Annotated in this window: 11 protein-coding genes and 1 pseudogene; 5 read left to right on the forward strand and 7 right to left on the reverse strand. The window is 70.1% G+C overall.

Annotated features, from left to right (window positions below):
• Positions 1 to 35: 35 nt before the first annotated feature.
• Both H0I39_RS14610 and H0I39_RS14615 read right to left on the reverse strand, forming a co-directional pair.
• A complete protein-coding gene (locus H0I39_RS14610) occupies positions 36 to 1,244 on the reverse strand; it encodes an acyl-CoA dehydrogenase family protein (protein WP_180550989.1) in 1,209 nt (402 codons plus the stop codon).
• Positions 1,244 to 1,951 (reverse strand): YceH family protein, encoded by a 708-nt coding sequence (locus tag H0I39_RS14615; protein WP_257646176.1) that lies wholly within the window; start codon positions 1,949 to 1,951, stop codon positions 1,244 to 1,246. Before H0I39_RS14615 ends, H0I39_RS14610 begins: the two co-directional genes overlap by 1 nt.
• Positions 1,952 to 1,992: 41 nt before the next feature.
• On the opposite strand from H0I39_RS14615, the gene purN reads away from it, so the two are divergent.
• From purN to H0I39_RS14640, 5 genes are all read left to right on the forward strand, one after another.
• A complete protein-coding gene (purN, locus tag H0I39_RS14620) occupies positions 1,993 to 2,574 on the forward strand; it encodes a phosphoribosylglycinamide formyltransferase (protein ID WP_180550990.1) in 582 nt (193 codons plus the stop codon).
• Between the two features lie 76 nt (positions 2,575 to 2,650).
• A complete protein-coding gene (locus H0I39_RS14625; protein WP_180550991.1) occupies positions 2,651 to 3,928 on the forward strand; it encodes an RsmB/NOP family class I SAM-dependent RNA methyltransferase in 1,278 nt (425 codons plus the stop codon).
• 205 nt (positions 3,929 to 4,133) lie between these two features.
• Positions 4,134 to 5,339: a DesA family fatty acid desaturase gene (locus tag H0I39_RS14630; RefSeq protein WP_180550992.1), complete on the forward strand. Its 1,206-nt coding sequence runs from the start codon at positions 4,134 to 4,136 to the stop codon at positions 5,337 to 5,339.
• A gap of 235 nt (positions 5,340 to 5,574) precedes the next feature.
• Positions 5,575 to 6,705 carry an NAD(P)/FAD-dependent oxidoreductase gene (locus H0I39_RS14635; protein ID WP_180550993.1) on the forward strand — a complete coding sequence of 377 codons (1,131 nt, stop codon included), beginning with the start codon at positions 5,575 to 5,577 and terminating at the stop codon, positions 6,703 to 6,705.
• A 13-nt stretch (positions 6,706 to 6,718) separates the two neighbouring features.
• Positions 6,719 to 8,017, forward strand: a complete 1,299-nt coding sequence (locus H0I39_RS14640) for an aspartate aminotransferase family protein (RefSeq protein ID WP_180550994.1) — start codon at positions 6,719 to 6,721, stop codon at positions 8,015 to 8,017.
• A gap of 160 nt (positions 8,018 to 8,177) precedes the next feature.
• Here H0I39_RS14640 and H0I39_RS14645 read toward each other — a convergent pair whose 3' ends face one another.
• From H0I39_RS14645 to earP, 5 genes and pseudogenes are all read right to left on the reverse strand, one after another.
• Complete coding sequence (locus H0I39_RS14645; RefSeq protein WP_180550995.1) at positions 8,178 to 8,807, reverse strand: Crp/Fnr family transcriptional regulator; 630 nt, start codon at positions 8,805 to 8,807, stop codon at positions 8,178 to 8,180.
• Between the two features lie 96 nt (positions 8,808 to 8,903).
• Positions 8,904 to 10,218 (reverse strand): annotated as a pseudogene (locus tag H0I39_RS14650) (glycerate kinase type-2 family protein).
• A 23-nt stretch (positions 10,219 to 10,241) separates the two neighbouring features.
• Complete coding sequence (locus H0I39_RS14655; protein ID WP_180550996.1) at positions 10,242 to 11,114, reverse strand: LOG family protein; 873 nt, start codon at positions 11,112 to 11,114, stop codon at positions 10,242 to 10,244.
• 105 nt (positions 11,115 to 11,219) lie between these two features.
• On the reverse strand, positions 11,220 to 11,774 hold the full coding sequence (efp, locus tag H0I39_RS14660; protein WP_180550997.1) for an elongation factor P: 555 nt from the start codon (positions 11,772 to 11,774) through the stop codon (positions 11,220 to 11,222).
• A gap of 156 nt (positions 11,775 to 11,930) precedes the next feature.
• Positions 11,931 to 13,061, reverse strand: coding sequence for an elongation factor P maturation arginine rhamnosyltransferase EarP (gene earP / locus H0I39_RS14665; RefSeq protein ID WP_308645863.1), 1,131 nt, complete (start codon positions 13,059 to 13,061; stop codon positions 11,931 to 11,933).
• Between the last annotated feature and the right edge of the window lie 23 nt (positions 13,062 to 13,084).

Raw genomic sequence — 13,084 nt, forward strand, 5'->3', positions numbered from 1 at the left:
ACCCTCTCCCCGAGGGGAGAGGGAGAAATGCATGCTCAGCCGAGAACGGTTTGCGCGACGATGTTGCGCTGCACTTCGTTCGAGCCGCCGTAGATGGTGGTCTTGCGGTAGTTGAAGTAGCTCGGCGCCAGCGTGGCGTTGGCCACGTCGCCGCCCGGAAAGCCCTGCAGCCCGGCAGCCGCGGCTTGGTCGCCCTGCCAGCCGGCTTCCATGGCCTCGAAGATGTAGGGCATGGCGTAGGGGCCGGCGGCCAGCATCATCAGCTCGGTGTAGCGCTGCTGGATCTCGCTGCCCTTGATCTTCAGCAGGCCCGCGATGTCGAGCGCGTTGCGGCCGGACTTCTCGGCAGACAGCACGCGCAGCACCAGCATCTCGAGTGCCACGATGTCGACTTCGAGCAGCGCGATCTGGTCGCGGAAGCGCAGGTCGTCGTACACGCCTTCGGCCTTGGCGATGCGCTTCAAGCGCTCCAGCTCGCGCTTGGCACGGTTCACGTCGGCGATGTTGGTCCGCTCGTGGCTCAGCAGGTGCTTGGCGTAGGTCCAGCCCTTGTTTTCCTCGCCGATCAGGTTCTCGGCCGGCACCTCGACGTTGTCGAAGAACACGTCGTTGACCTCGCACTCGCCGTCCAGCAGCTTGATCGGCCGCACGCTCACGCCGGGCGACTTCATGTCGATCAGCAGGAAGGAGATGCCGGTCTGCGGCTTGCCCTCGTTGCTGGTGCGCACCAGGTTGAACATCCACTCGCCGTGCTGGCCCAGCGTGGTCCAGGTCTTCTGGCCGTTGACGATGTACTTGTCGCCCTGACGCTCGGCCTTGGTGCGCACCGAGGCCAGGTCGGACCCCGAGCCCGGCTCGCTGTAGCCCTGGCTCCACCACACGTCGCCGCTGGCGATGCCGGGCAAGAAGCGCTCCTGCTGCTCCTTGTTGCCGTAGGCCATGATCACCGGCGCCACCATGACGGGGCCGAAGGGCACGATGCGCGGCGCGCCGGCCATGGCCAGTTCTTCCTCGAACAGGTGCTTCTGCACCGCCGTCCAGCCCGGGCCGCCGAACTGCTGGGGCCAGCCGTAGCCGTGCCAGCCTTTCTTGCCCAGGATGCGCGCCCAGCGCTGCATGTCGTCGCGGCTCAGGCGTTGTGCCTTGTGCACTTTCTCCGAGATTTCCTTGGGCAGGGCGCCCTTGACCCACTCGCGGATCTCGTCGCGGAATTTCAGTTCTTCGGGGGTGAATGCCAGATCCATCAGATCGTCTCCTTGTCAGCTGGCTGATTTTTATCACGCTCGTCGCCGTTGTCGCGTCCGCCCGGCGACACGATGCCCAGCTCGGCGCACAGGCGTTGCACCGTGGCGCGCAGCGCGGCCACTTCGGCTTCCAGCGCGGATATGCGGTCATTTTGGCCTGCAGCGCCCGTTGGTAGGGCGCGAGCAGCTATCGAATCGGAAGTGGCTGCGATCTCGACCGGCCCGCACAGCAGCTGCGCCCATCGCGCCTCGCGTTCGCCTGGCGCACGCGGCAGGTGCACCACCAGCGGGCCGCCCTTGTCGTCGGGGCGCTCGGCCAGCTCGTGCAGAAAGCCTTCCACCGACGAGATGTCGGCAAAGCGGTGCCAGCGCTCGGCGTTGATGCGGAGCTCGCCCGCCGTCTGCGGGCCGCGCAGCATCAGCAGGCCCAGCAGTGCGGCGGACTGGTCGGGCACGCCATAGACGCGCTGGAAGTTGTGCTCGTACTTCGCCACCCGGCTGCCGTGCGATTCGACCACCAGGCTGAGCGCCTTCAAATCATCCAGCGCCTCCTGCGCCTGCGCGTCGGTCACGGTCATCACCGGCTCGCGGCTGGTCTTCTGGTTGCAGCCGGTGACGACGAGGTTGAGCGACAGCGGATAGGTGTCGGGCACCGTGCGCGCTTTTTCCATCAGCGTGGCCAGCACGCGGGCTTCTAGCGGGGTCAGGGGCGGATCGGGTTCAAGCGGGCAAGGATAATCCGCGCGCCATGAAGCACATCGTCATCCTCATCTCCGGCACCGGTTCCAACATGGCCGCCATCGTGCGCGCGGCGGAGCGCGAGCGCTGGGGCGTGCGCCTGGGGGCGCGCGTGGCGGCAGTCATCAGCAACCGTCCGGGCGCCAAGGGGCTCGACTTTGCGCGCGAGCAGGGCATTGCCACCGGCGTGGTGGATCACAAGGCTTTCGACAGCCGTGAAACCTTCGACGCCGCGCTGCAGGCCGAGATCGACCGCCACCAGCCCGCGCTGGTGGTGCTGGCGGGCTTCATGCGCATCCTCACGCCGGGGTTCGTGGCCCATTACGCGGGGCGGCTGGTCAACATCCACCCCAGCCTGCTGCCAGCCTTTCCGGGCCTGCACACGCACCAGCGCGCCATCGACGAAGGCTGCAAGCTGGCGGGGGCCACGGTGCACCAGGTGACGGCCGAGCTGGACCATGGCCACATCCTGGCGCAGGCGGCGGTGCCGGTGCTGCCGGGCGACACGGCCGATGCGCTGGCCGCGCGGGTGCTGACGCAGGAGCACATCATCTACCCGCGTGCCGTGGCTGGTTTGCTTCAAACAATGTAGCTGCTGGCGCTTGCTGCACAAGCGCTGAAGCCAGTTTTCATTCGAAACGCACCGCCCAAGGTGCGACAATGCCGCCATGCACCCCAAAGCCCTGCTCGACGCCGCCACCGAACTGGTGCGGCGTGTTCTGTTGCTGGACCACCCGGCCGATACCGTGGTGTCGCGTTTCTTCCGCGAACACCGCGCGCTGGGCCCGCGCGAGCGCGCCACGCTGGCCGAGACGGCCTACGCCGTGCTGCGCCGCAAGCCGCTGTACGAGCACCTGGCGCGCGCAGGCTCGGGGTCGCGCGAGCGGCGGCTGGCCATCCTGGGCTTTCATGCGCCGCGCGACTTTCTCAAGCAGGCGCTGAGCGAGCCCGAGAAAGCCTGGCTCGACGCCTGCGATGCCGTGCCGCCGGCCGAGCTGGCGCCCGAGTACCGCCACAACCTGCCAAGCTGGCTGGTGGCGCCGCTGCGCGCGCAGGTGGGCGACGAGTTCGACACCCTGGCTGCGGCGCTGCTGGAGCCCGCGCCGCTCGACCTGCGTGTCAATACCTTGAAGGAAAAACGTGCCGCAGCGCAGGCAGAGCTTGCGCAGGCAGCTATCAAAGCCATAGAGACGCCGTATTCGCCCTGGGGCCTGCGCATCGACGGCAAGCCGGCGCTGCAGAAGCTCGACGCCTTCACGCGCGGCGCCGTCGAGGTGCAGGACGAAGGCTCGCAACTGCTGGCGCTGCTGCTGGATGCGCGGCGCGGCGAGATGGTGGCCGACTTCTGCGCTGGCGCCGGCGGCAAGACGCTGGCCATTGGCGCCACCATGCGCAACACCGGCCGGCTTTATGCGTTCGACGTGTCGGCGCACCGGCTGGATGCGCTGAAACCCCGGCTGGCGCGCAGCGGGCTGAGCAACGTGCACCCCGTCGCCATCGCGCACGAGCGCGACGAGCGCGTGAAGCGCCTGAAGGGCAAGATGGACCGCGTGCTGGTCGATGCGCCGTGCTCGGGCCTGGGCACGCTGCGCCGCAACCCCGACCTGAAGTGGCGCCAACAGCCGAAGGACGTGGCCGAGTTGCAGGCCAGGCAGCTCGCCATCCTGACCAGTGCGGCGCGCCTGGTGAAGCCCGGTGGCCGGCTGGTGTACGCCACCTGCAGCGTGCTGCCCGACGAGAACGAGGCCATCGCCGCCGCCTTCGGCGCCGAGCACGCGGACTTCGAGCCGCTGAACGTGGCCGAACTGCTGCAGGCGCTGAAGCTGCCCGACGCCGCGGCGCTGTGCACCACCGATGCGGCGCAGCCCGGCCAGTACCTGCGCCTGTGGCCGCACCGGCACGGCACCGACGGCTTCTTTGCCGCCGCGTGGCAGCGCAAGGGCTGAACGCGATCCGGGCAAACCGCACGAAAGCCGGGGTCGATCCCCTTGATCGGGGGCGCAGCGCCCCTTTGCGCGGGGCCATCCCTAGAATCGGATGAGGGTGCCAGGGTTGCGGTGCCCCGGTCGGCGTTATGGGCGCCGCAACCGTTGTATTCCTTGAGCCGCCGGCCTTTGCCGCGCGCTCCATCCGCGAAAGACTCCCCGCTTCATGACGCTGCTTTTCGATTCCCCGGCCCTGAGCGCAGCCGCCGGCTGGCTGGCCCATGGCCTGCTGGGCCTGGCCTGGTGGCAGGTGGTGCTGATCGGCCTGGTACTGACGCACATCACCATCGTCAGCGTCACCCTGTACCTGCACCGCCATTCGGCGCACCGCGCGCTCGATCTGCACCCGGCCGTGCAGCACTTCTTCCGCTTCTGGCTGTGGATGACCACGGGCATGACGACCAAGCAGTGGACTGCCATCCACCGCAAGCACCACGCCAAGTGCGAGCAGGCCGAAGACCCGCACAGCCCGCAGGTGTACGGCCTGCGCAAGGTGCTGTGGCAGGGCGCCGAGCTGTACCGCGCCGAAGCCGCGAACGAGGAAACCCTGCGCCGCTACGGCCACGGCACGCCCGACGACTGGATCGAGCGCAAGCTGTACAGCCGCTGGTCCATGCTCGGCATCAGCCTGATGCTGGTGATCGACCTGCTGCTGTTCGGCGCCCTGGGCGCGGCGCTGTGGGCCCTGCAGATGGCGTGGATTCCGTTCTGGGCCGCGGGCGTGGTCAACGGCGTGGGCCACTTCTGGGGCTACCGCAACTTCGAGGCCCACGACGCCAGCACCAACCTGATCCCCTGGGGCATCGTGATCGGCGGTGAGGAGCTGCACAACAACCACCACACCTATCCCACGTCGGCCAAGTTCTCGGTCAAGCCGTACGAGTTCGACATCGGCTGGGTCTACATCAGCATTCTTGCCAAACTGGGACTGGCCAGCCCCAAGAAGACCCCGCCGCGCCTGGCCTATGGCGCCGTGCGCCCGGTGGCCGACGACCAGACACTGGAGGCGCTGATCGCCCACCGCTACGAGGTCATGGCCAGCTACGCGCGCCAGATGCGTGCCGTGTTCCGCCAGCAGACCGCCAGCGCCGGCCAGCCCACGGGCGCGCTGCGTTCGGCCCGCCGCTGGCTGCACCGCGATGCCGAGAAAGTGCCCGCCGCCGCCGTGCCGCAACTGGCCGAGGCGCGCGCCGCCTACCCGGTGCTCGACCAGATGGTGACCATGCGCGAAGAGCTGCGCCAGCTGTGGCTGAACACCGGCCGCACGCGCGAGCAGCTGGTGGCCGACCTGCAGGCCTGGTGCAGGCGTGCCGAAGACAGCGGCATCGCGGCGCTGCGCGACTTTTCGCTGAAGCTGCGCGCGGCACGGTAACCTCCCTGAGGCGCTGGCGCGCCTTCGCCCCTGAGGGGGACGACGCTGGTGGCCGGGGGACACCGGCCACGGCGTCCGCGCGTGGCCTGCTCCGCGGCCTTTGCGGGCTTGCTGCGCAGCCTGCTGGCGCTTTCTCCCTCTCCCTGCAGGGAGAGGGTTGGGGTGAGGGCGGCGTGCCTTGAATGGCGGGTTCCCCGAGTGTGAGCGGCGTGTCTCCGCGTGAAAGAATGCCCCCATGCAGACCTGTGACGTGCTCATCATCGGCGCCGGCATCGCCGGCGCTTCGCTGGCCTGGCGGCTGTCGCGCGCGGGCCGTTCGGTGCTGCTGCTGGAGCGCGAGGCGCAGCCCGGCACGCACAGCACCGGCCGTTCGGCGGCGATGTTCATGGAGAGCTACGGCCCGCCCGGCGTGCGCGCGCTCACCCGGGCCAGCCGCGCCTTCTACCTGAACCCGCCCGCCGGCTTTGCCGAGCAGCCGCTGCTGCACCCGCGCCACGCGCTGTTCGTGGCCACGCCCGCGCAGCGCAGCGCACTGGCCGCGCTGCGCGACGAGCTGGCCGCCACCGGCACCGCGCTGAAGCTATTGAATGCAGAGCAGCTGGCGCAGGCGGCACCTGCGCTGAAGCCCGATTTGTTTGAACAAGCTATGCTCGACGTGGATGGCTACGACATCGAGGTCGACGCGCTGCTGCAGGGCTTTCTGCGCGGCGCACGGCAGGCCGGCACGCGCGTGCTGACGAGCGCTGTGCCCACGCAGGCCGGGCGCATGGGCGATGCCTGGCGCGTGGCGTTGTCGAGCGGCGAGACGGTGCAGGCGCGCACCGTGGTCAACGCCGCCGGCGCCTGGGCCGACGAGGTGGCGGCGCTGTTCGGCGCCGCGCCGCTGGGCATCGAGCCGCGCCGCCGCAGCGCCTTCACCTTCCGCCCGCCCGAAGGCGTGGACGTGTCCAACTGGCCGATGGTGGCCGATGTCGACGAGACCTGGTACTTCAAGCCCGACGCCGGCCAGCTGCTCGGCTCGCCCGCCAACGCCGACCCGGTGGCGCCGCACGACGTGCAGCCGGAAGAGTTCGACATCGCGCTGGGCATCCACCAGATCCAGGAAGCCACCACGCTGGAAATCCGCCGCCCCACCGCCACCTGGGCCGGCCTGCGCAGCTTCGTGCGCGACGGCGAAATCGTCATCGGCTTCGACGGCGCACTGCCCGGCTTCTTCTGGCTGTGCGCACAGGGCGGCTATGGCATCCAGAGCGCCGCCGGCGCCAGCCTGCTGGCGGCCAGCCTGATCGCCGGCGATGCGCTGCCCGATGAACTCACGCGACATGGCGTCAACCCCGCTGTGGTGTCGCCATCCCGCCTGCGTTGACAGCCATCAAATCATGAGCAATCTCGACCAAGCCCTGGGCCAGGCCATCGACCGCTACCGCCACGCTCGCCCGGCCAGCGAGCGCATCTTCAACGACGCCACGCTGGTGCTGCCCGGCGGCAACACGCGCAGCGTGCTGTTCTTCGCGCCGTTTCCGCCCGCCATGGTGCGCGGCGAAGGCTGCTGGCTGTGGGACGCCGACGGCCACCGCTACCTCGACGCGCTGGGCGAGTTCACCGCGGGGCTGTACGGCCATTCCGAGCCCGCCATCCGCGCCGCCATCGCCGAGGCGCTGGAAGACGGCCTCAGCCTGTCGTCGCACACCGCGCGCGAAGGTGCGCTGGCGCGCGAGGTGCAGCGGCGCTTTCCGGCCATGGAGCTGCTGCGCTTCACCAACTCGGGCACCGAGGCCAACCTGATGGCGCTGGCCTCGGCCTGCGCACACACCGGGCGGCGCAAGGTGCTGGTGTTCAAGGGCGGCTACCACGGCGGCGTGCTGGCCTTTGCCGGCGGCGGCTCGCCGGTCAACGTGCCACACGAGTGGATCGTGGCGCGCTACAACGACCTGGCCGACGTGCTCCAGCGCGTGGCGCCGCACCGGGGCGAGCTGGCCGCCATCCTGGTCGAGCCCATGCTGGGCTCGGGCGGCTGCATCCCCGGCGAAGTCGATTTTCTGCACGGCCTGCGCATGCTGGCCGACGAGTGCGGCGCGCTGCTGGTCTTCGACGAGGTGATGACCTCGCGACTGTCCTTCGGCGGCCGCCAGGCGCTGCTCGGCATCCGGCCCGACATGACCACGCTGGGCAAGTACTTCGGCGGCGGCCTGTCCTTCGGCGCCTTCGGCGGGGGCGCCGACGTGATGCAGCGCTACGACCCGCGCCACAGCGGCGCGCTGCAGCACGCCGGCACCTTCAACAACAACGTGCTCACCATGGCCGCCGGCCTGGCCGGGCTGACGCAGGTGCTGACGGCCGAGGCGCTGGATGCGCTGAACGCCCGCGGCGAGGCGCTGCGCGCGCGGCTCAACGCGCTGCTGGCCGAACGCGGCGTGGCCATGCAGTTCACCGGCCTGGGGTCGCTGATGCAGATGCAGTCGCTGGCCGGCCCGCTGCGCAGCGCCGACGACCTGGCCGCGGGCGACGACCGCGCGCGGGCGCTGGTGTTCTTCGAGCTGCTGGCGCGCGGCGTGTTCATGGCGCGGCGCGGCTTCATGGCGCTGTCGCTGCCGTTCGACGAGGCGGCATGCGACCGCTTTGCGCAGGCGCTGGAGGAAGTCGTCAGCGCGCAGCAGGCGGTGCTGCCAAGGCGGTGAACGATGCGCCGCTGCCGGCTTGATGGTTCATCAATGGTCTAAAAAGGGGGAGTATGTGTCTCCAGCGCCCGTCTGCCGGGCGCTGGCGGCCTGTATGGTGGGGAGTATATGCTGGTGATGCGCGGCATCACCGGTTCGCGCGGCAGCGCGCCGGACCAGCTCAGGCGCCGGCCAGCGCCCGCAGCCCGTTCAGATCCAGCAGGTTCAGCACGCGGCCCGAGCCGCTGATCAGGCTGCGTTCGCGCAGGTGGCGCAGCACGCGCGACAGGGTTTCGGGCGCGATGCCCAGTTGCGCGGCGATCATGCGCTTGCGCTGGCGCAGCATCACGGCCAGCGTGCCCGGCGCGTCCTGAGCCGGCTCGGCGTGGCGCAGCAGCCATTCGGCGCAGCGCGCCTCGGCGTCCTTGGCCAGGCGGCTGACGGCCAGCTCGGTCTGCTGGCGGTGCGCGCGGGCCACGTCGCGCAGCACGCTGCGGGCGGCCTCGGGCAGGGCGCGCACACCGGCTTCGAAGTCGGCCAGCGGCATGCGGCGCAGCTTCACCTCGGAATCGGCGATGGCGTCGACCAGCGGCGCCAGACCCAGCACGGCGCAGGTGGCGTCGAGCCAGCAGGGGCCTTCGATCATGCCCAGCTGGTGCGTCAGCGCGCCGTTCTCGGCAATCCCCAGGGCCACGCGGCCGCGCTCGATGTGGATCACGTGCGCGGCAGGCTCAGCGCGGCGCATCAGCGCGGTGCCGGGCTGCAGGATGCACGGCTCACCCGGCCAGTCGATGGAGGTGGGAGTCAGCATGCGGCCACTTTGCCCGGCGGCCGTGCCCCGGGCATTGACCCATGTCAACCGGCGGGCAATCGGCCCGGCGCGGCTGGTTGGGGCACGTTTCCAGGGTTACAGCACCAGCAGGGCGCGAAAGTCGTTGACGTTGGTGTGCGTCGGCCCGGTGACGACCAGGTCGCCCAGCGCCTGGAAGAAGCCGTAGGCGTCGTGCCGGGCGATGTGTTCGGGCAGGCTGATGCCGGCGGCCTGCGCGCGCGCCAGCGTGTCGGGCGCCACCAGCGCGCCGGCGTTGTCTTCCACGCCGTCGATGCCGTCGGTGTCGGCGGCCAGGCCCCACACGCGCGGCTGCGCCTGCAGCGCGGCGGCCAGGCCCAGGCAGAACTCGCCCGCGCGCCCGCCGCGGCCGGGGCGGCGCCTTCGGGCCGGGGCCCCAGCGTGACGGTGGTTTCGCCGCCGCTCAGGATCACGCAGGGCGGGCTGAAGGCGCCATGCCCCTGCGCCACGGCGCGGGCCAGCGCGCCGTGCATGCCGCCGATGTCGCGCGATTCGCCTTCGATCTCGTCGCTGAGGATGTGCGCCGCCAGACCCATGGCACGCGCTGCTTCGGCTGCCGCCGCCAGCGATTGCCGCGGCGTGGCGATGAGCCGGGTTTCGTGGCGGGCGAACACCGGATCGCCGGGCTTGGGTGTTTCCAGCGCGCCGCGCTCCAGCGCCTGCAGCACGGCGGGCGGCAGGGCGATGCGGTGGCGCCGCGCCACGGCCAGCGCATCGGCGCAGGTGCTCTCGTCGGGCAACGTGGGGCCGCTGGCGATGACGGACAAGTCGTCGCCGGGCACGTCGCTGATGGCCAGCGTGAGCACGCGCGCCGGCCCGCAGGCCGCTGCCAGCCGCCCGCCCTTGATGCGCGACAGGTGCTTGCGCAGCACGTTCATGTCGTGGATGCCGGCGCCGCTGGCCAGCAGTTCGCGGTTGATGCGCTGCTTGTCGGCCAGCGTCAGCCCCTCGGCCGGCAGTGTCAGCAGGGCCGAGCCGCCGCCGGAGATCAGGCACAGCACCAGGTCGTCGGCGGTCAGGCCCTCGGCGAGCGCCAGCAGGCGCGCGGCGGCTTGCGTGCCGGCGGCGTCGGGCACCGGGTGCGCGGCCTCGGCGATCTCGACGCGCTGCGGCACCCCGCCGGGCGCGGCGGCACGTGGCCGTAGCGCGTGATGACCAGTCCGCCCAGCGGCGCATCGGCCGGCCAGGCGGCCTCCAGTGCGTGGGCCATGGCGCCGGCCGCCTTGCCGGCGCCCAGCACCACGGTGCGGCCGCGTGGCGGGGGCGGCAGAAAGCCGGCCAGCACCTGCGCCGGCTGTGCGCGCGCCACGGCGGCCTGGAACAGGTGCAGCAGGAAGTCGCGCGGTTGCGTGGCCGGGTCGGGGGCGAGCATGGGCGGTGCGGATCGGGTGGCGCCTACAGTTTGTAGAACGCGCGGATAACTTCCCAGGCCTCCTCGGGCGTGTCCACCACCTCGTACAGCGCCAGGTCTTCCGGCGCGATGGCGCCTTCTTCCACCAGCATGTCCAGGTTCAGCAGGCGGCTCCAGTAGTCGCGGCCGAACAGCACGATGGGCACGGGGCGCGCCTTGCGCGTCTGCACCAGGGTCAGCACCTCGAACAGCTCGTCCAGCGTGCCGAAGCCGCCGGGGAAGGCCACCAGCGCCCGCGCGCGCATCAGGAAGTGCATCTTGCGCAGCGCGAAGTAGTGGAACTTGAAGGTCAGCTCGGGCGTGACGTAGGGGTTGGCCGACTGCTCGTGCGGCAGGGCGATGTTCAGGCCCACCGAGGGCACGTCGACGTCGGCTGCGCCGCGGTTGGCCGCCTCCATCACGCCGGGGCCGCCGCCGGTGCAGATGAACAGCTTTTCCTCCTGCGGCTGGCGCAGGCTGTAGGTGGCCACGATGCGGGCGAAGTCGCGCGAGGCCTGGTAGTAGCGCGACGTGCGCACGGCGCGCTCGGCCAGCGCCAGGGCCTGGGTGTCGCCGCTGGCCTGGGCGGCGGCCAGTTGCTCCTGCGCGATCTCGGGCGCGACGAAGCGGGCGCCGCCGTACACCACCACGGTGCTGTGCACGCCGGCGGCCGTCAGCGCCAGTTCGGGCTTGAGCAGTTCGAGCTGGAAGCGGATGCCGCGCGTTTCGGGGCGCAGCAGGAACTCGGGGTCGGCAAAGGCCAGGCGGTACGAATCGGGTTGCAGCGGCTCGCCGCGGTCGGCATGCGCCTGCAGTTCGGCCCAGGCATCGGCCAGGGGCGAGCGGGTGGAATCCTTGATGTCTTGGGTGCTGTCCATCATTTGCTATTGTTATTGAAGCTGCTGGCGCAATATACACGCCCGCCCATATGAAAAAGCCCCGAAACGGGGCTTGGGCGTGCGTTGGCGGATGGGCCGCGCGCGTCAGACGCGCTTGCGGTATTCGCCGGTGCGGGTGTCGATCTCGATCTTGTCGCCCTGGCTGACGAACAGCGGCACGGCCACTTCGAAGCCGGTGGCTATTTTTGCCGGCTTCAGCACCTTGCCCGAGGTGTCGCCCTTGACGGCTGGCTCGGTCCAGGTGATCTCGCGCTCGACGGCGGTGGGCAGCTCGACCGAGATGGCCTTGCCGTCGTAGAACACCACCTCCACGGCCATGCCGTCTTCCAGGTAGTTCAGGGCGTCGCCCATGTTCTCGGCCTCGACCTCGTACTGGTTGTACTCGGTGTCCATGAACACGTACATCGGGTCGGCGAAGTAGGAGTAGGTGCACTCCTTGTGGTCCAGGATGACCTGGTCCATCTTGTCGTCGGCCTTGAACACGACCTCGGTGCCCATGTTGCTGAGCAGGGCCTTGAGCTTCATGCGCACGGTGGCGGCGCCGCGGCCGCCGCGGGCGTATTCGGTCTTCAGGACGATCATCGGGTCCTTGCCGTGCATGATGACGTTGCCGGCGCGGATTTCCTGGGCGATTTTCATGGTGGTTCCAGTGTGAGAGGTGAGCGGGTGCCGCTCGTGCACCGGACTGAAGCCGCCGTGTGCGCTGCGGCGTGAGAGCGAAGGTGTCGGCGCGTGTGGCGGGGCTTGCGTGCCCGCTTTTCGCCCGCGCCGGGCGTGTTTCGCGAAGCCTTGATTCTAACCCTTCCGGGCGACGAAGCGGAGCAGTTGGGTGGCCAGGTCGTCCTGTGCCTGCGGCCGCTCGCGCGCGGCCTGCACGCAGGCGCGCCAGGCGGACAGGTCAGGCAAGGGCAGGGCGCCGGGGGTGACGCCGTTCCACACGTGGTGAAACCGGCGCAGCGACGCGGGCGCCTGCAGCCAGTCGAGGAAGGCGTCGAGCTTGGCGTGGTGCGCGTTGTCCTCGGGCTGCGGGTAGATGTGCCAGACAAAGGGCGCGCCGGCCCACAGGGCCCGCACCAGCGAATCCTCGCCGCGTACGAAGTTCACATCGCTCGCCCACAGCAGCTCGTCGTAGGCCGTTTGCGGCAAGTGCGGAAGGTATGAAATTGATAGCTGCTTGCGCTCGTCAATCCAGCGCTGCAGGCCATTTTCATGCTGAATCACCTGCTGCACTGCATCGGTGGCACGGCCTGCGGCGACCAGCAGGCGGGTGGGCTCGTCGCCCTCCGCCCAGGCACGCAGCAACTGGCCCAGCGCGGGCGGTTCGTAGCAGAACAGCGAGACCAGACGCTCGCCGCGCCAGTCGACGCCGTGGGTGCGCAGCCAGTCGGCACGGTTGAATGCGGCCTGCCGCGCGGGCAGATTGGCTTCGCGCAACAGGCCGCCGGTGGCGGGCGTGAAGCCTGGGTAGAAGAACCATTTGGTCCAGCCCGCCGCCGGCCCGTGCAGCACGGGCGAGGGCAGGGTGTGCATGCGCTCCACATAGGATTCGGCGCTCAGGTATTCGAGGTTGATCCACACCGGCGGTTTCCAGCCATTTTGGCCTTCAGCGCCTGTCTGGACTGCGCCGGCAGCTACGAATTCAGGAGGAATCTCGCAACCAAAGGCTTCGACCCACACGTCGGCGCGCGGCAGGTTCAACAGGCCGGGGGCGATGGGCTGCGTCCACGGCAGCACGCGCACGCTGGGCACGGCGCCTTCTGTGGCACCGGGTGCCATCCAGGCCAGGGCGCGGGCGTCGTCCACCCACAGCCGCACCTGTTGCCCGCGCGTCGCCAGCTCGCGCGACAGGCGCCAGCACACGCCGAGGTCACCGTGGTTGTCCACGACCTGGCAGAAGATGTCCCACAGGGGCGGCGAAGCAGGCACGCGGCGATTGTGCCTTTGCATAG

The sequence above is a fragment of the Ottowia beijingensis genome (assembly GCF_013423955.1).
Lineage (GTDB): Bacteria > Pseudomonadota > Gammaproteobacteria > Burkholderiales > Burkholderiaceae_C > Ottowia > Ottowia beijingensis.